Below are 24,054 nucleotides of genomic sequence, written 5' to 3'. Positions count from 1 at the left end.
GAGGGGACACTGTGCGAAAGTATTTGTATTTGATGGTTTTTGCTCTGATTATGTTATTTCCCATGACAGAAGTGAGTGCAAAGGATTTGACTACCAATTCAAATGTTTCGGCAAAGACATACGAAATATCATCTGCTGAAGAAGATATTCTGGATTTAGGTGTTATTAAAATCACAGCAGGCCTCACTAAAGAACAGGAAGTGACATTTGACAAAGTAAGAAATATTGCAGGTGAAGCGAAGGAAGGAACTGTCCTCGTTTTTAAAGTTTATCAGGATAAAGAACAGGAAGATAAAGAAACCTATTCGCAAAGTGTAGGAGCCTCCGGACTATTTAGCCAATTGATCAATTTAAAGGTTGGAAAGAATTATATAGAAATTAAAGTAGAACAAGAAAATAATGAACAGGTATTTCTTTTTGAGATCAGTCGCAAAAAAGAAGAAATCAAGAAAGAACTTGAAGAAGTGAAGATCAATAATATCTTTTCGGAACAGGAAACGACAAAAAATACTGTATTAAAATCCATATTAAAATGATACACAGCGGTGGTAATAATGAATAAAGATAATCTAAAAACAATTTTACTGGCAGGTTTAATACTTGCAAGCATATTTCACACAGGAAAGTTATGGTTTGGCAATTTGTCAGGCCGTAACTTTTTTTATAATTTATGGGTAAGGAACGGTTTTGATGCTGTTAATTATACTGGTGAGCCGATTTATCTTCTTCAGCCCAGAAGAATTATCATCAACTTTGGAGTTGAAGGAGGAGCCTATACGCTTTTAAAAAGTTCTAAAGAAGAATTTAAAATGGCAAAAGAAGAAATGACGGAACTTCTCACTGCCATATTTTTTAAAGGAGAGTTTATAAAGGAAGATAATTTAAACTGGAAGCAGATCCTGTCTCAGAAGTCTATACTTTTTCAGTATTCGGGAGTTATTCCTACAGAAGGTCTGGTGACTGATGGAAATAAACTTATATCCAAAATCCCTCGATTTGATCAGGTGCTTTTGGTGCCCAGTAAAAATGGAGGGCAAAAGGCAACTTGTTATTTTATTGATGAAGGATATAATAAGGTGTATGAGGTGGCTGTAAAGCATGATTCGATGATGCTTTACAATTTAATTGACGAGATCAGAGAAGACTCTTCACAAATCCTCTATATTTCTACTAAGCAGAGCAATATGAACCAATTTGTCAATAATGTTTTTCTCCCTGCATTTAATGAACCGCCTGTATATCAAAAGATGGTAATGATGGATCCTGTAATGTCAAAAGGAACTATAGATGAAGAAAAACTGGAACAAATCGTCAATCCTTTATTTATGAATCCTACATTAAAGCGAAAGCAGCAGATGGAAGACGGAACAGTATATTATATTGAAGGAAGTATCATGGTTAAATACTATCCTACTGGTGTAATAGAATATATCGATCAATCCAGCACGGTAAAGTACACCCGGATGAGTTTTATACAAGCTTATCAGATCGCCAAAGGATTCCTGGACAAGCATCAGGCGTCTTTAAGTGAGGAAGATCTACTGGAAAATCCTATGTACTTATCCGGACAGCGTAAAACCAATGCCGGGTGGGAATTTTATTTTGACTTTAGGCTTCAGGATATACCCTATGTATTTTCTGGGAAAATAGCTGATCAAGTCAATATGCAACATGCGGTTAAGATTGTCGTTGAAGAGGGTAAAGTAAAACTTTATAGAAGATTAACCTGGGAAGGGCAACGATCCGATGAAGAATATGAAGTGAATGTATCCTATTTACAAGCCTTAAGCGAAGTCATTAACCAATTATCTGCCGAAGGCGCACAAAATATAGAAATTAACGATATGTACTGGGCATATTACCAAACAGATTTTGATAAGCCCCTTAAAGTATATTGGATGGTCAGAGTGGGAGATAAGCTTTTTCCTATTAAAGCATGCTCTTAAGAAAAGAGGTTTACTATGAATTGGGCGAAAGTAAAAAATATACTCATTATTATTTTTCTGATATTAAACAGTATTTTAGGGTATATGAATTATCAGAAACGGGTAGCTGTATATACCCTTACGAAAGAACAAGAAAACAATATCAAGAAATTACTATATGATAATAATATTATGGTTTATACACTTTTGCCAGAGAAATACCCTCCTATGAGAAAACTGATTCTGGTGCCTAAATTCATAGATGGAGATGAACAAACCAAGCTTTTTAGAACTATTTTTGGAGACACTGAAAATATTGCTGTAACCACCATCACTACTGACCAAAATGAAAAGCAAACAGTATATTCTAAGGGAAAAGCAAAAATAGGTTTTGCCCCGGGATATGTTTTCTATAGAGCGGATCTTAGTGCTGAAAAAGACAGTGTTTTTACAAAAGAGCAATCCAAGAAATTAGCAGACGAGTTTTTAGAAAAGCTGGGTTATACAGTATCAAAGATGCAGTGGCAGTTTAAAGAAGACAATAGCAGTTACATTTATACTTATTATGAAACTTATAACGGAGATATCTTATACAACAGTTATGCAGACCTTCTCATTACTTCAAAGGGAATCGAAAAAGCCGATATTTATAGAATGAAGCCTGTTAAGTATACAGACCTTTCAAGGAGCATATATGCTCCCGATGAAATGCTTTTTGGATTTATGAACCAGATGAAAAAGAAGCAAGGATTTGAAGAAATCCTGGTGATTCAAAAGATTGATCTTGGATACTTCATTGAATCAGAAAGTCCTTGGCGTAAAGAAGGAGAGGGGATTCCCTATTATCGTATCACATTGGCTAATGGAAGAAATTTCTATATTAATGCATACACCAATCAAATGCGATAAAACCGATATTTTCTCCTTAAATATATTCCCATAGAAGGAACTGCCCTGTAGATATTTTTTACAAAGGGACTTTCTTCCGGCAAATTTTAGTGATATAATTGTCTGAGGTGTTTATACCGTTTTAGATGAATTTGACAAATCCGGTTTAAGAGGTGTTGGGATTGGAACAGTTAATTATACGGGGCAGAAAAAGATTGCAGGGAGAAGTAACTGTAAATGGAGCAAAGAATGCTGCTGTTGCTGTTATTCCTGCAGCAATTTTGTGCGATAATATTTGTACGATAGAAAATTTACCTTATATTGATGATGTGATTAGTTTAGCAAATACCCTCAATGATATGGGTGTCAAATGTGAATTTGTTGATCCTCATACCTTAAGAATTGACAGCAGGAATATTAATAACTTCTGCGCAACTTATGAGTCGGTAAAAAAAATCCGGGCCTCCTATTATCTTCTCGGAGCACTTCTTGGCCGTTATAAAAAAGCAGAGGTAGCTTTCCCAGGAGGATGCAATTTTGGAACGCGGCCTATTGACCAGCATATAAAGGGATTTACTGCCTTAGGTGCTGATGTTGCTGTAGAGCATGGGATGATTAAGGCATCGGCGGAAAAATTAGTGGGAGCCCAGATTTACTTAGACGTAGTCAGTGTCGGAGCTACCATTAACATTATGTTGGCAGCAGTTTTGGCCGAAGGAACTACAATCATAGAAAATGCTGCCAAAGAGCCTCATGTAGTAGACACAGCCAACTTTTTAAACAGCATGGGGGCAAATGTAAAAGGTGCAGGAACCGATGTGATTCGTATTATTGGCGTTGAGAAGTTATCAGGTACGAATTATATGATTATACCTGATCAGATTGAAGCAGGTACATATATGATGGCGGGAGCTATTACCCGTGGAGATGTCACTGTAAAAAATCTTATTCCAAAGCATATGGAGTCCTTATCTGCAAAGCTTATTGAAATGGGTGTAAACGTAGAAGAAGGAGACGATTTTATCCGGGTTAGTGTTACCAATCCTCTTAAGGCTGTTAATGTGAAGACACTGCCCTATCCCGGATTTCCTACAGACTTGCAGCCACAGATGTCTGCCTTGCTTAGTGTTGTGGAAGGGACCAGTATTATTACAGAAAGTGTTTGGGACAACCGCTTCCAGTACATAGATGAGTTAAAGCGTTTAGGTGCAGATATAAAAGTGGAAGGAAGAGTAGCCGTTATAAAAGGCATTAAAAAACTTTCCGGCGCTCAAGTTTGTGCAACGGATTTAAGAGCCGGGGCAGGATTAGTATTGGCAGCTCTGGCAGCAGAAGGGGAAACGACGATTTCGAATCTGCAATATATTGACAGAGGATATGAAGCCATTGAAAAGAAACTGGGTGGCTTAGGTGCAGATATAAAAAGAGTAAAAAGATCAAAATAAAGTAGGGAGCTTTCTCCCTACTTTATTTATGTCCAGGAGTGAGAACATGAACATCACCATAATTTCCATAGGAAAAATAAAAGAGGCTTATTTAAAAGAGGGTATTTTAGAGTATAAAAAACGTATATCCAGACATTGTAATATAGAAGTTATTGAGCTTGAAGATGAAAAAGCGCCAGAAAATTTAAGTCCGGCTCAGGAAGAAGAAGTGAAGCAAAAAGAAGGAAAGAAAATCTTAAAACACATCAAAAATCAGGATGGATATATTATTTCTTTAGCCATTCAGGGAAAGCAATATTCTTCCGGAGAATTTGCTTCCCATATAAAAAAATTGAGTCTTAAAGGAAAAGACTCTGTCATCTTTATAATAGGAGGCTCTCTTGGCTTATCGGATGAAGTGCTGAGACTTTCAAATGAGCAAATCAGTTTTTCAAAAATGACCTTTCCTCATCAGCTTATGCGGCTTATTCTCTTAGAGCAAATCTCCAGGATTTTTTGAAGAATTCATTTTTTAAAGTGTATTATGGGTAAATGAAGCAATCATGTAAACGGGAATATGTGTAATAGAACCAACAGAATAAATACCATTGTATCCACTGTAATTGCCATATCCACCATAGTTGTCATATCCTCCACAAGTATTTCCAAGAGCACATCCGGGGGCAGGACCTTGACCTGTTACTAAAGTAACAAATGAAGGATTCACACCAATCAATACTCCAGTGAAACCAGAACCAGACTGACCGCCGCTGGTTGTGTAAATCGTAACGGTTTCTCCGATCAGTCGACTTAAATGATAAAGAATCCCGCCATAGCCGTATCCATAACCGTACCCTCCATAACCAAATCCATTGGGCATACTCCAATCTCCTTTCAAAAAGTATTAGGATTCACAATCCTGCTACATATTATGACAAAAACATATATAATGTTCCTTTTTATTAAAAAATAGGGGGCGTTGTTGCCCTTATCAAAATATTAAGAAATAACTATACTGTATATTGTTTTTAAGATAAGTGAGGAATAAAAAACACAGCGATTTGGATTTAATAATCCAATCGCTGTGTTTTTGACTTTAGTTTCCTGTCGGATTATTGATTAAAGTAGCAAAGATAAAATCGTGGGTATGGCCCGCATTTAGAGTTGTTGTGGCATTTACATAATGTATATGCCTTCCGTCACCTACATATATTGCAGGTCCTGTTTCAGCTGCAACCTCATGGTAATGGTTGTCATAGAAGTCAGTACTGGTGTATAGAGCATGTTTATGTCCTCCACAAGGAAGAGGAATCACTTCACTGGTTACACCGGAAAAACGGTGGTTATGGGGCTCTACACCTTCGGCAACCATTACACTGCCTACGAATTCATGAACATGGGTCTGTGCATTTGGCTTTGGTTTGGGTTTAGCTTGAACTTCGTTCATCTTTTCACCTCCTCATATATTAACCTTGTCTACACTAATAATATATGAGGAGCTTGGCCCGCTTGTGACAAGCTTCGACAAAAAATTATTTTAGAAAAGGAAGGATTTTAGACTTTACTGGTTCAGGCACATCTCTTAATTTTAACGAATCTACTTTATTGATGATGGAAGGGTTTAAGTTCACTTTTTCTGCCAGTTCCTTAACCGTGTAACATTTATCTTTTCTCAGTTCTTTTACAGTTCTGTTTCTATTTCTGAATTCAAAAAACATCCCTATGCACTCCTATTTTGTTTTTATAAAAGATTCGACAGAGAGGATAAAAATCCTTTATTTAAATAGTAACCTGTTTTTACTCCGAACTTCTAACAAACTTCTAACAGAGTATTATATTTAATATGTTTTATTGTATTGCAGATTATATCTAAAATATGAAAACCCTGAAAAATAGCTTTTCTTTATGCTTTAATTGTGTTATAGTACTACAGAAGTCAGTTCGCGAAATCCTGACTATAAACAAAACTAAGGAGGATAAAAAATGAATAAGAAAATCTTGTTTTTGGTGCAGTCAGCCCTGATTGCTGCAATTTATGTGGTGTTAACCCTGCCCTTTGCAGTGATCAGCACGGATTATATCCAGGTGCGTATTTCAGAAGCTTTGACTGTACTGCCATTCTTTACCCCTGCGGCAGTTCCGGGGTTATTTATTGGATGCTTATTATCCAATATCTTCATTAGTAAATTTGGCATGGTGGACATCGTTTTCGGCAGTTTAGCCACTTTAATTGCCGCCTATCTGTCCTATAAAATGCCAAAGAAAGTACTGGTGCCCATTCCACCCATCGTAGTGAATGCCCTTATTGTGGGACTACTGATTTACTACGGAACCTTTGGCAGGATTGAGTGGAATACAACCCTTCTTATATTTATGGGAGGCGTAGGGCTTGGACAATTGATTTCTTGTTATGGAATCGGATATCCGTTAATGATTATATTAGATAAATATAAGCAGCATATATTTAAATATTCATAATTCGAACCTATAGTGCCTGCCGGTTTACATTCAAATGTAGAAATGTGAACCGGCAGGTATTTTATTTTTTGTTATATTGCGTCTGAATTTTCCATATATTTATAGAAAGGCGAATGATTGATGAATTGATTGATGCAATTGGTGGGGGGTTTAGGTCTTGGCACATTATGATGTCGTGATCATTGGGGGAGGCATTATAGGACTGTCCGTAAGCTACTACCTTCTTTTAAAAAAGAAAAAGGTTTTGATTTTAGAAAAAGGGGAAGTGGGCAGCGGGGCATCATCTTCCTGCGATGATGCTATTTTCTTTCAATCCAAAAAGCCAGGTATTCTTTTAGACATGACGCTGGAAAGTGTAGAAATGTACAAATGTTTGTCTAAAGAACTGGAGATCGACCTGGAATTTGAAAACAGGGGAGGGATGGTACTAATAGAAGACGATGTACAACTCAAGGCAATGGAAGAGTTTGTTAAAATACAAAATAGCCACGGACTCCCGGTTGAAATGCTGGATCGAAAAGATGTACTTAAAAAGCAACCCTTTGTAAGAAAAGACATTAAAGCTTCCACTTACTGCAGTAAAGATTCCCAGGTGAATCCCCTAAAAGTTATGAGAGGATTTCTAAAAAAGGGGACTGCCCTTGGTCTGGCCCTAAAAACTCATATAGAAATTACGGACATTATGCAAAGGGAAGATTCCTGGGAGATTGATCTTAAAGATGGAAGTCGTATACAAACAGAATATGTGGTTAATGCTGCGGGGGCCTGGGCACCGGAAATAGGAAAACTTATTGGAATTGATATTCCCATTAAACCCAAAAGGGGGCAAATTATCGTTACTCAGCAGGTACCACCCCTTGGAGCAACCAATGCCTGGAGTGCGGATTATATTGCTGCGAAAATGAACCCTCAGATTATCCAAAGAAAGCCCAAAAAACACAGGGAGTTGGGAATTGGACTGGCTCTTAGCCAAGCCTCCAGTGGCAATTACTTAATAGGAAGCACGAGGGAATATGCAGGGTTTGACCAAAGTACGACTTATGAAGCGTTGATGCTGATCATGCAAGAAGCTCTTAAGATGTTTCCAATTTTAAAAAACGTTCATATGATTCGAAGTTTTGCCGGCCTTAGACCAGCTTCCGAGGATGGTAAAGCCATTATTGGAGAAGTAGAGGGGAAAAAAGGATTCTATATTGCGGCAGGCCATGAAGGAGATGGTATTGCTATGGCACCTGTTACTGGCAAAATTACGGCTTCTATGATTTGCGGCGAGAAAGTGGCCTATCCTATGGAAGAACTGAATTTAAGCAGGTTTAAAAAGTAAAAAGTTAAAGGGGGCAGAGTATGGATTTAGGGGTATGGTTGTGGATTGTTACTGGCGTAATGTGCGCGGTATTCTTGTTCATTTCCTGGAAGGTAACGGGAAAAGCCCAGTCCAGTTTTTCGCATTATGCCATAGGGGGTAAAACTTTTCCTTTATATCTTATTTTCTTTACACAATTTGCAACGATTATGGGTGTTGGAAATTTTATAGGCCATGCAGGTAAAGGCTATCAATTTGGGCTTCCCTGGCTTGTATTCATTTTAGGAGAACAGGGATCTAAAATTATTTTTGCACTATTTTTTGCAGGATTGGCAGGACGGCTTACCTATAATACTTTTCCTGAAATGATGGATGATTTAATCGTAAGAGATAAGGTCACAAGAGCCTTAGGCGGTATTCTGGCTTCTATGATTATGATTGCATGGGTGGGAGGACAAGGAAAGGCTTTTGGAAATATCTTTAACATTATTACTGGCGCCAATCCTGTTCCAATTATTCTATTATTCTCTCTTGTATTTATTGTTTATACCACTCTGGGAGGTATATATTCCGTAGTTTGGACGGATCTGATTCAAGGAATATTGGTTGTAATATTTGGTGTTGCTTTTTATATCTTTGCCTTTTCACCAGTTGGCTGGAGTATGACAGAATTGGGAATGAGACTCGCAGAAGTAGGCAAAGGAGAATTATGGAGTTTTAGAGGAACCAATGTCATACAGCTTCTTAATCAGTTTGTAACGGGATGTATTGGGATATTGGCAGCTCAGATTTACTGGCAAAGGTGTTTTTCCGCTAAAAATAAAAAAGCTGCAAGAGACGGACTTTTATGGAGTGGAATCATTGCGATTATCTTTGTTATGTTAACTGCATTGGTAGGTATGGTGATTCTTACATTAAATCAAGGACTAAAACCGGATGATGCAATGCCTTGGTTTATGCTCAATTATGTTCCCAAAGGTATTGCAGTGATGATTTTTGCACTGGTACTGGCGGCAGGTATGTCTTCGGCAGATTCAAACTTAAATTCTGCATCCATTCTTATTGTCAACGATTTAATCAAACCCTTTAAGGAGAAGGCAACAGATGCACAGCTTGTTAAATATGCAAAAGGATTAACCATTGTCATTGGTGTTTTTTCTGCCGTAGCAGGCATTTATGCCAGCTCTATTTTAGACTTGTTTTCCAGGGCCTATGCCATGGCCGGAGGTGGTTTAGTCCCCCTTCTTTTAGTAGGGCTTCTTTGGAAGGAAAGAAAAGGCGAAAAATTCGAAATGGGCGTTAAAAACAGCAAAGTAACCCCTTGGGGCGCAAGGATTGGAATTATAACTGGCTCCATACTCACACAAATTCCTGCCCTGGGTTCTAACAGGGTACTTATTGCTTTAATAATCTCTGCTGTTTTGATTATTATAGTATCTTTATTGACGAAAAATTCAAAAGCGCAATGGTCATAAAATGATAGGGCGGACAGTGTTCGCCCTATTAAAAATAGAGAGAGGAGTATTTATGGAGGATATTATTATATGCAGATGTGAAGAAATTACTCAAAGAGAAATTGAAGAGGCCATAGAGGATGGAGCAAATACCTTTAACGAAGTAAAAAGATTTACAAGATGCGGCATGGGACTGTGTCAGGGACGGACTTGCAGAGTGCGAATAGAAAAAATGATCCAAGAAATAACGAAAAACCTTCCAAGGCAGGGAACCTATAGACAACCCGTCCGTCCAGTTAATCTTGGAATAGAAGGTGATCTTTTAAATGAATAGAATTATGGAACATCCTATATTAGGAAAGATGGAAGATAAAAAAGAAGTTGCCATCTGGGTAGATGGCAAGATCCTTAAAGCCTATGAAGGAGAAATGATTGCTGCCACGCTGCTTGCCAATGGCATTAAAGTCTGCCGTTATACCAGAAAAAGAAAAGAACCCAGAGGAGTCTTTTGTGCCATAGGGAGATGTACGGATTGTGTCATGGTTGTGGATGGTATTCCAAATGTAAGAACTTGTATTACCCCAGTGAGAGATGGAATGAAAATAGAAACCCAGAAGGGCCTGGGCAGTTGGGAGAGAAGTGAAAAAGATGATGAATAAATCCGTAGTGGTCATTGGAGGTGGACCTGCAGGTCTTTGCAGTGCCATTGAAGTGGCAAAGGCAGGAGGAGAAGTGCTTGTCATTGATGAAAATCATAAGGCAGGAGGACAACTTTTTAAACAGATCCATAAATTTTTCGGTTCTAAGGAACATAAGGCAGGTATGAGAGGGATATATATAGGAGAAATGCTTCTTAAGGAAGCAGAAGATTTAGGTATTGAGATATGGCTTAATACAGAGGTAGTAGGGCTTAATGCCAATAAAGAAGTATGGGTAATTCAAAATAAAAAGAAGTCTTTGACGGTCCAAGGGGAAAGAATCATTATCGCAACAGGAGCCCAGGAAAATCCCATCAATTTCCCTGGATGGACGCTCCCTGGGGTGATGGGTGCAGGCGCAGCCCAGACCATGATGAATATTCATAGGGTTAGGCCTGGGAACAAAGTGCTTATGGTAGGATCGGGAAATGTAGGGGTCATTGTATCCTATCAACTCATACAGACAGGCATAGAAGTGGCAGGAATTATCGATGTAGGGGAGAAGGCGGGCGGATATGAGGTTCATATGGCAAAGTTAAGAAGAGCCGGGGTGCCTTTTTATCCGAGGCATACGATAAAAAGAGCTCTTGGAAGTACTTGCGTAGAAGGAGCGGAGATTGTAGAGGTGGATGAGCATTTTAAACCCATAGAGGGCAGCGAAAAAATTTTGGATGTCGATACCATCTGCCTTGCTACGGGTTTTACCCCTTTAGGAGAACTGGCATGGATGGCAGGTTGTGCCTTTCTGTACAATCCTTCTTTGGGAGGGCATATTCCTGTTCACGATGAAAACATGGAAACCAGTATAAAAGGTATCTATGTTGCAGGAGATATAACGGGAATAGAAGAAGCGAGCATCGCCATGGAAGAAGGCAGAATGGCAGGCCTTGCAGTGGCCTGGTCTCTGGGGCTTTATGAAAAAGAAGAATATATAAAATATGCAGCTTCTGTTAAAAACAGGCTTTCTCAGCTAAGACACAATATTCATGAAGGAAAAAGTCAAAAGAGCATGGTGCTTCCATCCAAAGAGAGGTTATTAAAAGGAGCCGTTGCAATCGTTGAATGCACTCAGGAAATCCCTTGTAATCCCTGTGAAGCTTCCTGTCCCAGGCATGCAATAATGATTGGAGATCAGATCAGCAATACACCCAAAATAGATTATGAGAAATGCATCGGGTGCGGACTTTGTGTTCCTGCCTGCCCGGGTCAGGCCATCACCCTTAGAGACTATATTTTTTCAGAAGAAGAAGTTGCCTTATCCATCCCCTATGAATTTTTGCCCCTCCCTAAAAAAGGAGAAAACGTTATGGCGGTGAATAAAGATGGGCAGGCAGTATGTCCTGCAAAAGTCGTTCGGGTGGTCCAGTCCCCTAAATATGAAGGGACAGCAGTAGTGACCATTTCTTATCCAAGAAAATTTTTCTATGAAGTTGCTTCAATTAAAATATAATCCTAAGAATGGTGTCTGCCATATACATTTGTGGATTCATTCCAAATGTGGAAATGTATATTGACAGGCACCATATTCTTTTTGATTAATACTATAATATTAAGCCAATTTGCTATATTTTGGGGGTGGGGAATATGAACCCATATGGATTTCGAAAGTGGGTGGTGGGTGTAGAGGGGAAAGTCCCCCTCATAAATGGGAAATGTGTAACGGGCGTTAATTTTGATAATGGAGCCACTACTCCTCCTCTCATTTCGGTGATGGATGCGGTGAATCGTTTTGCTTTTTGGTATTCTTCTGTTCATAGAGGAACTGGATATAAATCAAGACTGTCTTCACAGATTTATGAAAAGGGCAGGGAAATTGTCTGTGATTTTGTCGGAGCTGATTCTAAAAAGGATGTGGTCATCTTTACCAGCAATACAACCCAGGCCATTAATAAAGCAGCTATAAAATTAGGAGAAAAAGGGGGAAAAGAGGTTGTATTATCTACAGCTATGGAACATCATTCCAATGATTTACCTTGGAGGAATCACTTTCATGTGGACTATATTGGAATCGATGGGCATGGACGGCTGGATATGGGAGATTTGGAGCGTAAACTTAAAAAATACGAAGGGAAAGTAAAGATCGTTACCATGACAGGAGCATCCAATGTACTGGGATATATTAATCCAATCTATAAAGCAGCAAGAATTGCGCATCAGTACGGAGCTAAAATATTCATAGACGGAGCACAGCTCGTTCCCCATACTTCTGTTGATATGAAATCTCACAAAGATCCGGAGCATATAGACTTTTTGGCGTTTTCTGCCCATAAACTGTATGCGCCTTTTGGCATCGGGGTTTTAATTGGGCCCAGAGAAGTTTTTGTTGGAGAACCTTCTGATCCCGGCGGGGGAACGGTAAAATTTGTTACCCATGATGAAGTGGTGTGGAATGATCCGCCACAAAATGAAGAAGGAGGCTCTCCCAACGTCATAGGAGTTGTAGCCCTTATACAGGCTATAAGAACCCTTAATGCAATGGGAATGAATGCCATTGAGGCTCATGAAAGAAAGTTGGCAGCCTATGCAATGTATAAATTAACTCAAATCCCCGATATAGAACTATATGGAGATATTCATGATATAGAGGATAGATTAGGTATTATTTCTTTTAATATTAAGGGAGTTCCTCACCGGGTTGTGGCATTGGCCTTGTCCTATGAAGGCGGTATTGCAGTGAGAAATGGCTGTTTTTGTGCGCAACCTTACATTCAGATGCTCTTAAAGCTTTCTAAAGAAGAAATCAAAGCCTACATAGAAGATGAAACAAAAACTCGGCCGGGGATGGTCAGAATCAGTCTGGGGTTTTATAATACTTTCCAGGAAATTGATCGTTTGGCTGCATTATTAGAGTGTATTGTACGGAATAAAAAATATTATATTGATCAGTATGAGAATTTAGATTAATCATTGTGATCAATGCAAAGGGCGAAAAAGTTCGCTCTTTTATTTATTATATAGGGAAAATTTTCGAATTTCCTATTTCAAAAAAGCTTCCAGGCAGGATGGAAATTTGAATGTATTGAATTTTGTCGGTTTGCCGACCGCGTTTGGCGCGAGAGTTTCGAAGGAGAAATTCTTTCTTGTGAAAAGAATGTTATACATTGATCGTTGAATTTTATTATAAATATTGAATAAGAGGATAAAATACTAATAAAATTTTATAAGGAGATGAAAAATTGAGCAAAAAATTAAACTTACTCATGTTTAGCGGCGACTATGATAAAGCTTTGGCGGCTCTTATTTTAGCCAATACGGCAAGAGACATGGATATGGAAGTAACCATGTTCTTTGCGTTTTGGGGACTCTTTTTGCTTAGAACAGGAGAAAATGGAAATACAGAAGAGAAAAGTCCTTATGAAAAACTGTTTGGAATGATGACACCAAAAGGACCGGAAGAACTTCCACTTTCTAAGATGAATTTCAGTGGATTAGGGAAGAAAATGTTGATTGACATGATGGAAGAAGATGGGGCCCCAAGACTCATAAACTTTTTAAACGGAGCAAGAAAAAGAGGAGTGAATTTTTATGGCTGTAAGCTTTCTATGGAAATTATGGGGATCTCGAAAGAAGAGCTGATTCCTGAGGTAGAGGTCATAGAAGCCAAAGAATATCTTAAAGATGCTCTTGAATCAGATATCCAGCTCTTTATTTAACATTAGTACAAAATTTTCCTTAATTCCAAAAATATATTTACAAATTTACCTGTAAGGGTATAATGTTGTTATACTGATTCCAAAAATAAAGTAATTTTCTTGACTTTAGGGGGTGAGCATATAAATCACAGATTGATTGATACGGATGCCAAAAAACTGGAAAAGGGTCAGATTTGGCTAGACATAGCAAAAGAAGGAGCCAATGATGGTTTTTGGGGTCTGGATATACCTCAAAATACAATCTACTATAATGGAAAAATCAGAGAGTATTTTGATGGAGATAAATCCACCCTGTATATGCCTATTGAGTTTTTAAAAGAAATCATACATCCTATGGACATTGATTATGTTAATGAGACTTTAAAACGTTATTTGAAAAGAGAAATATCCATTTTTAAAACAGAATGCAGGGTAGCCATTCAGCCTTCAAATTATGAATGGGTTCTCATTCAGGGAAAAGGCATTTGGGATGAAAATGATGAACCGTTGTATCTGGCGGGCTCCTATACTTTACTTAAAGATTTCACGAATGCAGTAAACCATCATTATGATATAAAAAGGCAATTAAAAGAAACTTCGGCCCTTTTGGATACGATTTTTGACAGTATCCCTGATCCAATTTACATTAAAGACACTGAAGACAGGATTATTCAGTGCAACATGGCAGCTCTTGATCTTTGGGGATATACCAGTGAAGAAGTCATCGGGAAAAAATGTACAGATCTTAAAATGTGCAGTAAGCCTTGCACGGAGTCGATCACCCAAAAGGCCTGTCAGTCCAAAAAGACTGAAAAAATCCAAACCTATATAGAGAAACTGGAAAAATGGGTGGAGATCATGGCATATCCCGTTTTTGACAAAGATACGAATGAAGTTCAGCTTGTGATGGAGCACATTAAAGATATCACAGATTTGAAGAAAGTAGAACTCATCCTCCAGGAAAATATAAAATGTCAAGAGAAATTACTTAAGGAAGCGCAACGCGACAATAAAGCCAAAACAGAGTATTTTACCAATGTATCCCATGAGTTAAAAACGCCTTTAAACATCATTTTATCTACGTTGCAGCTTTTAGAAACTTTCTACTTGCCTTCTGAAAAAGAAAAGAAGTATGCAAGTATTATGAAACAAAACTGTTACAGACTTCTTCGTCTGCTCAATAATACTATTGATGTAACAAAAATTGATTCCGGCTTCTTTAAATTGCATTTGGAAAATGCTGATATTGTTTATGTTGTTAAGCAAATTACTTTGTCGGTTGAGCAATACATAAAAAACAAATCGATTAACCTTCTGTTTGAAAGTAAAGTCTCCAAGCAAATCATGGCTTTTGATGCAGAAAAAATAGAGAGAATTATGTTAAATCTTTTATCCAATGCTGCCAAGTTTACTCTACCTGGAGGCGTCATTAAAGTAGGAATAGAAAAACAGGATGAGAAAATCCTTATATCCGTAAAAGATACTGGCATAGGTATACCATCCCAAAAACAACATGTGATTTTTCAGAGATTCGGTCAGGTAGATTCCAGTGCTACACGGCAATATGAGGGAAGCGGAATAGGATTGTTTCTTGTTAAATCTTTAGTGGAAATGCATAATGGTACCATTCATGTGCAGAGTGAAGAACATAAGGGGACAGAATTTATCATCGAACTTCCAATCAAAGTTCTTAAGGAAAAAGCCAAAGAACCCCTTAATAATGAAAGAAGTTCTTATAAAAATGTCGAAATGCTCAATATAGAGCTTTCAGATATTTATGAATAGCCGTGCAGAATGTAAATTCTGTAGGCTTTTTTTTATTTTTTGTAGAAATGTTAAAAAAATATATTTGCAAATTGCAGTCTACGTGATATAATGGTGCCAATGTCAGACAATTGTATATAATGCATGTTAATAATAATTATCTTTCATTGTATAGAGGAGGAGACAAAGTGGAATTTAAAAGCAGCTATTTACAAGAAGTCATGGATAGGGTCATTGCTAAAAATCCGGCTGAACTTGAATTTCATCAAGCAGTGAGGGAAGTACTCCATTCCTTCGAACCGGTTCTTGAAAGACATCCCGAATACATCAAGGCAGGGATTGTTGACAGAATTGTAGAACCGGAAAGAGTGATCATGTTTAGGGTATCCTGGGTTGATGACAATGGCAAGGTTCAGGTAAACAGGGGCTTTAGAGTACAATTTAACAGTGCTATAGGACCTTATAAAGGAGGCATCCGATTCCATCCTTCTGTAAATCTCGGGGTTATTAAATTCTTGGGCTTCGAACAAATCTTTAAGAATTCTTTAACTGGTCTGCCAATGGGCGGAGGTAAAGGTGGAAGCGACTTTGATCCTAAAGGAAAATCTGACGGAGAAATTATGCGTTTTTGCCAAAGCTTTATGACAGAGCTTCAAAGACACATCGGTGCAGATACGGACGTTCCAGCAGGAGATATTGGTGTTGGAGCAAGAGAAATCGGATATATGTATGGACAATACAAAAGACTTCGCAATGAATTTACAGGTACATTAACTGGAAAAGGCTTAACCTATGGGGGAAGTTTAGTTCGTACTCAGGCAACAGGATATGGCTGCTGCTACTTTACAGAAGAAATGTTAAGAACCAAAGGAGAATCCTTTGAAGGTAAGACTGTAGTGATTTCAGGATCTGGGAATGTTGCCATTTATGCAGCAGAAAAAGCACAGCAACTGGGCGGAAAAGTTGTTGCTCTTAGTGATTCCAATGGATATGTTTATGATGCAGAAGGCATCAAATTAGATACAGTAAAACAAATCAAAGAAGTTGAAAGAAAGAGAATCAAAGAATATATCAACTATCATCCAAATGCAGAGTATCATGAAGGATGCTCAGGAATTTGGACAATCCCTTGTGACATTGCACTTCCTTGTGCAACACAGAATGAACTGGATGGAGAAGCTGCAGCAACCTTAGTGAAAAACGGATGTATTGCAGTGGCAGAAGGGGCCAATATGCCTTCTACACCAGAAGCTGTTGAGATTTTCCTTAAGAACGGTATTTTATTTGGACCTGGAAAAGCTGCCAATGCAGGAGGCGTTGCTGTTTCAGGTCTCGAAATGAGTCAAAACAGTATGAGATATTCCTGGACTTTTGAAGAAGTGGATGCAAAATTAAAGCAAATCATGGCAAATATCCACAAGAGTGCTCAGGATGCGGCTAAAGAATATGGCCACGAAGGTAATTATGTGGTAGGAGCTAATATTGCAGGATTCTTAAAAGTAGCTGAAGCAATGTTGGCACAGGGAATAGCTTACTAAAATACCCAAATTGATTTAGAGATGTAACTTATGTATAATGTAATAGAAGCCTTATTTGTTGCTTGTTCAAATAAGGCTTCTCCTATTATTGAGTTATTTTACAGAGGAGATGTAAAAATGTATAAAATCTTGAAAAAAGAAAAACTGAACGAAGCTGTAGAGCTAATGGTTGTTCATGCACCTTTTGTAGCACGAAGTTGCCAACCCGGGCAGTTTATCATTCTCAGGGCCGATGAAAAAGGAGAAAGAATTCCATTAACCATTGCAGATTACGATAGAGAAAAAGAAACTGTTACCATTATTTATCAGATTGTTGGATACTCTACCCAGCTACTAAGCAGCAAACAAGAAGGAGATACGATTCCTGATTTTGTAGGGCCCTTAGGAAAACCTTCTGACCTTAAAAAACATAAAAGAGTATTAGGAATTGGCGGTGGCGTTGGAGCAGCCCCCCTATATCCTCAAATACGAAAACTTCATGAAATGGGTGTGGCAGTAGATGTGATTCTGGGTGGAAGAAGCAAAGAGTTTATTATCCTTGATAAGGAATTTGAAGCGATTTGCGATAAGGTCTACTATGCAACCGATGACGGCACAAAAGGCAAAAAAGGATTCGTGACCGATGTACTGAATGAACTATTAAATGAAGGTAAGGAATATGATGAAATCATTGCCATAGGGCCTCTTGTAATGATGAAAGCTGTTGTAGGCATTACAAAGCCGAAAAATATCAAAACGGCAGTATCCCTTAATCCGATCATGATTGACGGAACAGGGATGTGCGGAGGATGCAGAGTGACTGTTGGCGGAGAAACAAAGTTCGCTTGTGTGGATGGCCCTGATTTTGACGGCCTTTTGGTAGATTTTGACGAATGCATGAGAAGGCAGGGAATGTATAAGGAAGAAGAACATTCTTGCCGCATTGGACTAGGAGGAAAGTAAAATGCCTAATATGAGTTTAAAAAAAGTAACCATGCCTGAACAAGATCCCAATGTAAGAAATAAAAATTTTAATGAAGTGGCACTTGGATATACCAAGGAACAAGCCATGGAAGAAGCAACAAGATGCCTTAACTGCAAACATAAACCCTGTGTATCCGGATGTCCTGTGAACGTTCCTATACCAGAATTTATTAAGGAAGTAGCAGCAGGGAACTTTGAAAAAGCTTATGAACTCATTACTTCAGAAAACAACCTGCCAGCCATTTGTGGCAGAGTATGTCCCCAGGAAAATCAATGTGAGGGTGTATGTGTAAGAGGCATAAAAGGAGAACCGGTAGGTATTGGAAGGCTGGAAAGATTTGTTGCCGACTACCATATGCAGCATGCAGAGAAAAAGTCAGTGCAGATTACAAAAAATGGGATTAAAATTGCAGTGGTTGGGGGAGGCCCTGCAGGACTTACCTGTGCCGGAGACTTGGCTAAATTAGGATATGATGTAACCATTTTTGAAGCTTTGCATGCTTTAGGCGGTGTACTCATGTACGGCATTCCGGAGTTCCGTCTTCCAAAAGCATTGGTTGAAAAAGAAATAGAAACTATAGTAGATCTGGGCGTTAAAATCAATAAAAATGTTGTAGTAGGTCGTTCGATCACAATTGATGAGTTATTTGAAGAAGGCTACAAGGCAGTATTTGTAGGGAGCGGTGCCGGACTTCCTAAATTCATGGGTATTGAAGGAGAAAGTTTAAACGGAGTATACGCTGCCAATGAATTTTTAACCCGAGTGAATTTAATGAAGGCATATGATTTCCCCAATAATCCTACTCCTGTAAAGGTTGGTAAAAAAGTTGCAGTTATTGGCGGCGGTAACGTGGCAATGGATGCTGCCAGAACAGCCAAAAGACTTGGAGCAGAGGAAGTTTATATTATTTATCGCCGCGGAGAAGAAGAACTGCCGGCGAGAAAAGAAGAAATTCATCATGCAAAAGAAGAAGGCATTATCTTTAAACTGCTTGCAAATCCTAAGAAAATCCATGGAGAAAACGGATGGGTAAAAGCCATTGAGTGTGTAGAGATGGGTCTTGGAGAACCGGATGAATCAGGAAGAAGAAGGCCTGTTGAAGTTGAAGGAAGTAATTTCATAATGGATATGGACACAGTGATCATAGCCATTGGACAAAGCCCTAATCCACTTATTCGCCAAACGACTCCGGGCTTAGACACCCACAAATGGGGCGGAATTATTGTAGAAGAAGAAACCATGCATACCAGCAAGCAAAATGTTTATGCCGGAGGCGATGTGGTGACTGGTGCAGCTACTGTGATCTTAGCCATGGGGGCAGGGAAAAAAGCAGCAAAAGCTATACATGAAAAAATTCAGAGCACAATGAATGCATAATAGCTCGTACATTTCGTACGAGTTATTTTATTACATAGGAAATCTCTTCGAATTTCCTATGTAATAAAAAGCCCTCCGGGTGAGACGGCTTTTTTGAAAAAAACTACTGGACAAACTAAATCATTTGTGCTAGAATATGAAGTTGTTCGGACAAATTAATATTGTTGGGTAGTCGCCAAGCGGTAAGGCACAGGATTCTGACTCCTGCATCCGAAGGTTCGAATCCTTCCTACCCAGTATTGGCGGATGTGGCGGAATTGGCAGACGCAGCAGACTCAAAATCTGCCGGTGGCGACACCGTGGGGGTTCGACTCCCTTCATCCGCATTAATAAGACAGAGCACTTACAAGTGCTCTGTTTTTTTATTGCATAGGAAATTCCTCTGAATTTCCTATGCAATAAAAAACTTCTTATATAATTTTAAAAGCTTAATACAGGATCTTTTTAGCAGGTAGAATGAATAGAAAAGTAAGAAAATATTAAAAAATAACTTCTTAAAATGGGTTGAAAAAGTTTTGTGAATACTATATAATAGAATTAAGTTGTTAAAATCAATTTAAAAACTTTGGAGGGGATCTTATGAAAGAATATTTTGAAGGCATTAAGAAGATTCAGTATGAAGGACCTAAATCTACTAATCCTTTAGCATTTAAATACTATGACCCAGAAAAAATTGTTGCAGGCAAGCCTATGAAGGATCATTTCAGATTTGCTATGAGCTATTGGCATACTTTAACTGCTATGGGCGCTGATATGTTTGGAGAAGGCACAGCTAAGAGACCTTGGGCAGGAAAAGAAGGCATGGAACTTGCTAAAGCGAGAGCAGAAGCAGGATTTGAATTTATGAGCAAATTAGGTATCGAATATTTCTGTTTCCATGACCTTGATATTGCACCAGAAGGCAATTCCTTAGAAGAAAAATTTGCTAATTTAGATGAAATCTCTGATTACATCTTAGAATTAATGAAAAAAACAGGTATCAAATGTTTATGGGGAACAACCAATGCATTCAGCCATCCAAGATTCGTTCACGGAGCATCTACTTCTCCTAATGCGGATGTATTTGCTTTTGCGGCGGCTCAGGTTAAAAAAGCCATTGACCTTACTAAGAAATTTGGCGGAGAAAACTATGTATTCTGGGGTGGAAGAGAAGGTTATGAAACACTTCTTAACACCAATACAGCTTTAGAACAAGACAACTATGCAAGATTTTTACAAATGGCAGTAGATTATGCTAAGAAAATTGGCTTTACAGGACAATTCTTAATCGAGCCAAAACCAAAAGAACCTACAAAACATCAATACGATTTTGATACAATGACTGTTTTAGGATTCTTAAGAAAATATAATTTACAAGACCATTTCAAAATGAATATAGAAGCGAACCATGCGACTTTAGCAGGACATACCTTCCAACATGAACTGAACATGGCAAGAATTAACGGCGTATTAGGAAGTATCGATGCTAACCAGGGAGACATGCTATTAGGATGGGATACAGACCAATTCCCAACCAATATCTACGATGCTGTTTTAGCGATGTACGAAGTGCTTAAAAACGGAGGTATCGCACCTGGAGGATTTAACTTCGACGCTAAGGTAAGAAGAGGTTCCTTTGAAGTAGAAGACTTATTCATCGGATACATTGTTGGTATGGATACCTTTGCAAGGGGTCTTATCATTGCGGATAAATTGCTTCAAGATAAAGTATTAGAAAGCTTTATCGAAGAAAGATATGCAAGTTACAATGAAGGCATCGGAAAAGATATCGTAGAAAATAAAGTAGGCTTTGAAGAATTAACTGCCTATGCATTAAAGCATGATAAGATTGTAAACAAATCCGGAAGACAAGAACTCTTAGAAGATCGAATTAATCAATATATCTATACACTGTAGTAAAGATCGATTTATTGGGTTGTTGATACAACAACCCTTTCAAGGAGGAGAATAGGTATGATTTTTTTGGGGATTGATTTAGGTACATCATCTGTAAAGGTACTTGCTGTTGATAAAGACGGAACAATTCTCGGGGAATCTTCCAGGGAATATCCGGTGTATTATCCAAAAAGTAATTGGGCGGAGCAAAATCCTGAAGACTGGTGGATGGGTACCAAAGAAGCTATTAAAGAAGTTATTCAAAAAAACAATCTTCCTGAAGGGGAAATCCGGGGAATAGGCTTTAGTGGTCAAATGCACGGACTGGTAGCCTTGGACGAAGAAAATAAGGTCCTGCTTCCCGCAATACTTTGGTGCGACCAAAGAACTGCGGAGGAGTGTGAGGACATCACCAATCATTTTGGGCAAGAAAAACTCACAGAGCTTGTTGGTAATAAGGCATTGACCGGGTTCACAGCCCCTAAGATTTTATGGGTAAAGAAAAATCATCCTGAATTGTTTGAGAAAATAAGACACATTCTTCTTCCAAAAGATTATATCAGATTTAAATTGACAGGAGATTATGCAACGGATGTTTCTGATGCTTCCGGAATGCTTCTATTAGACGTTAAAAACAGATGCTGGTCCAAGGAAATGATCGAGTACATAGGCATCAAAGAAGAGTATCTTCCAAAACTCTATGAATCCTATGAAGTAACAGGAAAGTTGTCAGAAGAAGTGAAAGGGGAACTGGGACTCACAGGAGAGATTCTGGTTGTAGGAGGAGGCGGCGATAATGCTGCCGGAGCCATAGGAACCGGAACGGTTAAAGAAGGAACCGTAATGGTTACCCTGGGGACTTCGGGTGTCGTATTTGCAGCCCATGATGACTACGCTGTAGACAGCCAGAATCGCCTTCATGCTTTCTGCCATGCCAATGGGAAGTATCATTCCATGGGGGTTATGCTTTCGGCAGCCAGCTGCTTAAAATGGTGGGTAGAAGAAGCCAATAAAGGAATGGATTTTGATGAACTCTTAAAAGAAGCCAGTGAGACGGAACCAGGTGCTAAAGGCGTAATATTCCTTCCGTATCTTATGGGAGAACGTACTCCCTATGCCGATCCTGATGCAAGAGGAACATTTTTGGGATTATCCATGAGTACCACAAGAGGTGAGATGACAAGGGCGGTACTTGAAGGTGTATCCTTTGGACTTCGGGATTCTCTTGAAATTTTAAAAGATATCGGAGTACCTATTTCTCAAATTATTGCCATTGGGGGAGGTTCAAAGAGTCCTCTCTGGAAACAGATTCTTGCAGATATTTTTGGATATCCAATAAATGAAATCAATACAAATCAGGGAGGGGCTCTTGGTGCTGCTATTTTAGCAGGCGTAGGAGCAGGAGAATTTAGCAGTATTGAAGAAGCTTGCAATATATTTATAAAAATTGTTGGATCTGTAACTCCTATAGAGAAAAATGTAGAAAAGTACAATAAAATTTATACGCGCTACAAAGAAGCTTATCAGTCTTTAAAAGATTGGTTCAAGCTTAGTGCTGAATAAAAGCCGGGATGAATCCCGGTTTTTTTATGTTTTATATAATACAAAGTAAAAAGATAGGATTAATAAAATTTTTTGAAAACTTATTGACAAAGCGGAATTTATCTCATATAATTCTTATCAATATAATATGATTTAGTAAGAAACTCTTATCAAGAGAGGCGGAGGGACTGGCCCAATGAAGCCCGGCAACCTGTATGTATTACAAGGTGCTAATTCCAACAGCTCAAGACAGATGAGCTGAGAGATGAGAGAGGAAGAAAATGACCTCTTTCATCGGAAAGAGGTTTTTTAATGCGTAAAAATGTAGTTCAAAAAATCAAAAAAATAGGGAGGAAAATAAGATGAAAAAAATAAGTGTATTGCTTGTATCCATTATTACTATATTAGGGATACTTACAGGATGTGCATCAAAGGAAAGTAAGACCATCATATTTGGAGTTGCTCCAGGACCTTATGGGGATATGATTGTTAAGGGCATTAAGCCAGGTCTTGAAAAAAAGGGATATAAGGTTGAAATTAAAGAGTTCAGTGATTATGTTCAGCCTAACCTTGCTCTGGCCAATAAAGAAATTGACGCCAATTTATTCCAACACCTGGTGTACTTAAATAAATTTGCCGAAGACCACGGCCTTGAATTGTCACCTGTAATCAATGTGCCAACAGCAGCGGTAGGCTTGTATTCAAAGAAAGTACAAAGCATAGATGAATTATCGGATGGCGCCGAAGTCACCATAGCCAATGACCCTACCAACCTGGCAAGAGCCCTCAGGCTTCTGGAACAGGCAGGACTTATTACATTGAATAAGGATATAGATCCTTCAAAAGCATCTGAAAAAGATATAGAATCCAATCCCAAAAATCTTAAAATTACTCCGGTAGAAGCAGCCCAGCTTCCAAGAACATTAGACAGCGTGGATCTTGCAGCAATCAATGGAAACTATGCGATTTCAGCAGGGATCGATTTATCTACAGCCCTTGTCATGGAAGAGTTACAGGAAGAATATAAAAATCTCGTTGCTGTAAGAACAGAAGATATTAATTCCCAATTTGTAAAAGACATTAAAGAAGTCGTTGAATCGGAAGAGTTCAGGGAAGTTATCGAAAATCCAGATTATATGTTTAAGGCTTTCCAAAAGCCAGCCTGGTTTTTACAACAGTAGGGAGGAAAACA

Annotated in this window: 23 protein-coding genes, 2 tRNA genes and 1 riboswitch; of the genes, 22 read left to right on the top strand and 3 right to left on the bottom strand. The window is 38.5% G+C overall.

Annotated elements, in window-relative coordinates:
* The first annotated feature begins 11 nt into the window (after window positions 1-11).
* From JOD07_RS03705 to rlmH, 5 genes are all read left to right on the top strand, one after another.
* The gene (locus JOD07_RS03705; protein WP_158739405.1) at window positions 12-536 is read left to right on the top strand and encodes a hypothetical protein; all 525 of its coding nucleotides are present in this window, start codon (window positions 12-14) and stop codon (window positions 534-536) included.
* Between the two features lie 18 nt (window positions 537-554).
* Window positions 555-1,946 (top strand): hypothetical protein, encoded by a 1,392-nt coding sequence (locus tag JOD07_RS03700; RefSeq protein WP_158739406.1) that lies wholly within the window; start codon window positions 555-557, stop codon window positions 1,944-1,946.
* A 15-nt stretch (window positions 1,947-1,961) separates the two neighbouring features.
* The gene (locus JOD07_RS03695) at window positions 1,962-2,834 is read left to right on the top strand and encodes a two-component system regulatory protein YycI (protein ID WP_158739407.1); all 873 of its coding nucleotides are present in this window, start codon (window positions 1,962-1,964) and stop codon (window positions 2,832-2,834) included.
* A 161-nt stretch (window positions 2,835-2,995) separates the two neighbouring features.
* Window positions 2,996-4,258, top strand: coding sequence for a UDP-N-acetylglucosamine 1-carboxyvinyltransferase (locus JOD07_RS03690; protein WP_158739408.1), 1,263 nt, complete (start codon window positions 2,996-2,998; stop codon window positions 4,256-4,258).
* Window positions 4,259-4,304: 46 nt separating this feature from the next.
* Complete coding sequence (gene rlmH, locus JOD07_RS03685) at window positions 4,305-4,757, top strand: 23S rRNA (pseudouridine(1915)-N(3))-methyltransferase RlmH (protein WP_158739409.1); 453 nt, start codon at window positions 4,305-4,307, stop codon at window positions 4,755-4,757.
* A gap of 12 nt (window positions 4,758-4,769) precedes the next feature.
* Here rlmH and JOD07_RS03680 read toward each other — a convergent pair whose 3' ends face one another.
* From JOD07_RS03680 to JOD07_RS03670, 3 genes are all read right to left on the bottom strand, one after another.
* A complete protein-coding gene (locus JOD07_RS03680; RefSeq protein ID WP_207756788.1) occupies window positions 4,770-5,117 on the bottom strand; it encodes a hypothetical protein in 348 nt (115 codons plus the stop codon).
* A 216-nt stretch (window positions 5,118-5,333) separates the two neighbouring features.
* On the bottom strand, window positions 5,334-5,684 hold the full coding sequence (locus tag JOD07_RS03675; protein WP_158739410.1) for a YmaF family protein: 351 nt from the start codon (window positions 5,682-5,684) through the stop codon (window positions 5,334-5,336).
* Window positions 5,685-5,769: 85 nt separating this feature from the next.
* Entirely contained in the window at window positions 5,770-5,955 is a 186-nt protein-coding gene (locus tag JOD07_RS03670; RefSeq protein WP_158739411.1) for a helix-turn-helix domain-containing protein, read from the bottom strand.
* A gap of 265 nt (window positions 5,956-6,220) precedes the next feature.
* Between JOD07_RS03670 and JOD07_RS03665 the strand changes: the two genes are divergently transcribed.
* The 17 genes from JOD07_RS03665 (at window position 6,221) to JOD07_RS03585 (ending at window position 24,043) form a co-directional block, all read left to right on the top strand.
* On the top strand, window positions 6,221-6,715 hold the full coding sequence (locus tag JOD07_RS03665) for a QueT transporter family protein (protein ID WP_158739412.1): 495 nt from the start codon (window positions 6,221-6,223) through the stop codon (window positions 6,713-6,715).
* 157 nt (window positions 6,716-6,872) lie between these two features.
* Complete coding sequence (locus JOD07_RS03660; RefSeq protein WP_158739413.1) at window positions 6,873-8,039, top strand: NAD(P)/FAD-dependent oxidoreductase; 1,167 nt, start codon at window positions 6,873-6,875, stop codon at window positions 8,037-8,039.
* Between the two features lie 20 nt (window positions 8,040-8,059).
* Window positions 8,060-9,493: a sodium:solute symporter family protein gene (locus tag JOD07_RS03655; protein ID WP_158739414.1), complete on the top strand. Its 1,434-nt coding sequence runs from the start codon at window positions 8,060-8,062 to the stop codon at window positions 9,491-9,493.
* Between the two features lie 52 nt (window positions 9,494-9,545).
* Window positions 9,546-9,806, top strand: a complete 261-nt coding sequence (locus JOD07_RS03650; RefSeq protein ID WP_158739415.1) for a (2Fe-2S)-binding protein — start codon at window positions 9,546-9,548, stop codon at window positions 9,804-9,806.
* Window positions 9,799-10,131: a (2Fe-2S)-binding protein gene (locus tag JOD07_RS03645; protein ID WP_158739416.1), complete on the top strand. Its 333-nt coding sequence runs from the start codon at window positions 9,799-9,801 to the stop codon at window positions 10,129-10,131. The genes JOD07_RS03650 and JOD07_RS03645 overlap by 8 nt, the downstream gene beginning before the upstream one ends.
* On the top strand, window positions 10,121-11,620 hold the full coding sequence (locus tag JOD07_RS03640) for an FAD-dependent oxidoreductase (RefSeq protein WP_204612458.1): 1,500 nt from the start codon (window positions 10,121-10,123) through the stop codon (window positions 11,618-11,620). Before JOD07_RS03645 ends, JOD07_RS03640 begins: the two co-directional genes overlap by 11 nt.
* A gap of 134 nt (window positions 11,621-11,754) precedes the next feature.
* On the top strand, window positions 11,755-13,074 hold the full coding sequence (locus tag JOD07_RS03635) for an aminotransferase class V-fold PLP-dependent enzyme (protein WP_204612261.1): 1,320 nt from the start codon (window positions 11,755-11,757) through the stop codon (window positions 13,072-13,074).
* Window positions 13,075-13,346: 272 nt separating this feature from the next.
* Window positions 13,347-13,823 (top strand): DsrE/DsrF/DrsH-like family protein, encoded by a 477-nt coding sequence (locus tag JOD07_RS03630; RefSeq protein ID WP_158739418.1) that lies wholly within the window; start codon window positions 13,347-13,349, stop codon window positions 13,821-13,823.
* Between the two features lie 132 nt (window positions 13,824-13,955).
* Window positions 13,956-15,587 carry a PAS domain-containing sensor histidine kinase gene (locus JOD07_RS03625; protein ID WP_204612253.1) on the top strand — a complete coding sequence of 544 codons (1,632 nt, stop codon included), beginning with the start codon at window positions 13,956-13,958 and terminating at the stop codon, window positions 15,585-15,587.
* Between the two features lie 167 nt (window positions 15,588-15,754).
* Complete coding sequence (gene gdhA, locus JOD07_RS03620; protein WP_330636116.1) at window positions 15,755-17,104, top strand: NADP-specific glutamate dehydrogenase; 1,350 nt, start codon at window positions 15,755-15,757, stop codon at window positions 17,102-17,104.
* A 117-nt stretch (window positions 17,105-17,221) separates the two neighbouring features.
* Window positions 17,222-18,046, top strand: coding sequence for a sulfide/dihydroorotate dehydrogenase-like FAD/NAD-binding protein (locus tag JOD07_RS03615; RefSeq protein WP_158739421.1), 825 nt, complete (start codon window positions 17,222-17,224; stop codon window positions 18,044-18,046).
* A gap of 1 nt (window position 18,047) precedes the next feature.
* On the top strand, window positions 18,048-19,445 hold the full coding sequence (gene gltA, locus JOD07_RS03610) for an NADPH-dependent glutamate synthase (RefSeq protein ID WP_204612249.1): 1,398 nt from the start codon (window positions 18,048-18,050) through the stop codon (window positions 19,443-19,445).
* A 165-nt stretch (window positions 19,446-19,610) separates the two neighbouring features.
* Window positions 19,611-19,682: transfer RNA gene (locus JOD07_RS03605), tRNA-Gln, on the top strand.
* Between the two features lie 5 nt (window positions 19,683-19,687).
* Window positions 19,688-19,771, top strand: a tRNA-Leu gene (locus JOD07_RS03600).
* Window positions 19,772-20,024: 253 nt separating this feature from the next.
* Window positions 20,025-21,341 carry a xylose isomerase gene (gene xylA, locus JOD07_RS03595; RefSeq protein WP_204612247.1) on the top strand — a complete coding sequence of 439 codons (1,317 nt, stop codon included), beginning with the start codon at window positions 20,025-20,027 and terminating at the stop codon, window positions 21,339-21,341.
* Between the two features lie 57 nt (window positions 21,342-21,398).
* Complete coding sequence (gene xylB / locus JOD07_RS03590) at window positions 21,399-22,883, top strand: xylulokinase (RefSeq protein ID WP_204612245.1); 1,485 nt, start codon at window positions 21,399-21,401, stop codon at window positions 22,881-22,883.
* A 143-nt stretch (window positions 22,884-23,026) separates the two neighbouring features.
* A riboswitch (SAM riboswitch) is annotated at window positions 23,027-23,134 on the top strand.
* 90 nt (window positions 23,135-23,224) lie between these two features.
* Window positions 23,225-24,043, top strand: coding sequence for a MetQ/NlpA family ABC transporter substrate-binding protein (locus JOD07_RS03585; protein WP_158739425.1), 819 nt, complete (start codon window positions 23,225-23,227; stop codon window positions 24,041-24,043).
* Window positions 24,044-24,054: the final 11 nt, after the last annotated feature.

The organism is Defluviitalea raffinosedens, assembly GCF_016908775.1.
Lineage (GTDB): Bacteria > Bacillota > Clostridia > Lachnospirales > Defluviitaleaceae > Defluviitalea > Defluviitalea raffinosedens.
This window is presented reverse-complemented; position numbering and strand designations above follow the sequence as displayed.

Bases quoted from the DNA above. Each gene is read 5' to 3' on its own strand.
- JOD07_RS03700 (WP_158739406.1), top strand. From the start codon at position 555: ATGAATAAAGATAATCTAAAAACAATTTTACTGGCAGGTTTAATACTT.
- JOD07_RS03695 (WP_158739407.1), top strand. From the start codon at position 1,962: ATGAATTGGGCGAAAGTAAAAAATATACTCATTATTATTTTTCTGATA.
- rlmH (WP_158739409.1), top strand. From the start codon at position 4,305: ATGAACATCACCATAATTTCCATAGGAAAAATAAAAGAGGCTTATTTA.
- JOD07_RS03680 (WP_207756788.1), bottom strand. From the start codon at position 5,117: ATGCCCAATGGATTTGGTTATGGAGGGTACGGTTATGGATACGGCTAT.
- JOD07_RS03675 (WP_158739410.1), bottom strand. From the start codon at position 5,684: ATGAACGAAGTTCAAGCTAAACCCAAACCAAAGCCAAATGCACAGACC.
- JOD07_RS03670 (WP_158739411.1), bottom strand. From the start codon at position 5,955: ATGTTTTTTGAATTCAGAAATAGAAACAGAACTGTAAAAGAACTGAGA.
- JOD07_RS03665 (WP_158739412.1), top strand. From the start codon at position 6,221: ATGAATAAGAAAATCTTGTTTTTGGTGCAGTCAGCCCTGATTGCTGCA.
- JOD07_RS03655 (WP_158739414.1), top strand. From the start codon at position 8,060: ATGGATTTAGGGGTATGGTTGTGGATTGTTACTGGCGTAATGTGCGCG.
- JOD07_RS03650 (WP_158739415.1), top strand. From the start codon at position 9,546: ATGGAGGATATTATTATATGCAGATGTGAAGAAATTACTCAAAGAGAA.
- JOD07_RS03645 (WP_158739416.1), top strand. From the start codon at position 9,799: ATGAATAGAATTATGGAACATCCTATATTAGGAAAGATGGAAGATAAA.
- JOD07_RS03640 (WP_204612458.1), top strand. From the start codon at position 10,121: ATGATGAATAAATCCGTAGTGGTCATTGGAGGTGGACCTGCAGGTCTT.
- JOD07_RS03635 (WP_204612261.1), top strand. From the start codon at position 11,755: ATGAACCCATATGGATTTCGAAAGTGGGTGGTGGGTGTAGAGGGGAAA.
- JOD07_RS03615 (WP_158739421.1), top strand. From the start codon at position 17,222: ATGTATAAAATCTTGAAAAAAGAAAAACTGAACGAAGCTGTAGAGCTA.
- gltA (WP_204612249.1), top strand. From the start codon at position 18,048: ATGCCTAATATGAGTTTAAAAAAAGTAACCATGCCTGAACAAGATCCC.
- xylA (WP_204612247.1), top strand. From the start codon at position 20,025: ATGAAAGAATATTTTGAAGGCATTAAGAAGATTCAGTATGAAGGACCT.
- xylB (WP_204612245.1), top strand. From the start codon at position 21,399: ATGATTTTTTTGGGGATTGATTTAGGTACATCATCTGTAAAGGTACTT.
- JOD07_RS03585 (WP_158739425.1), top strand. From the start codon at position 23,225: ATGAAAAAAATAAGTGTATTGCTTGTATCCATTATTACTATATTAGGG.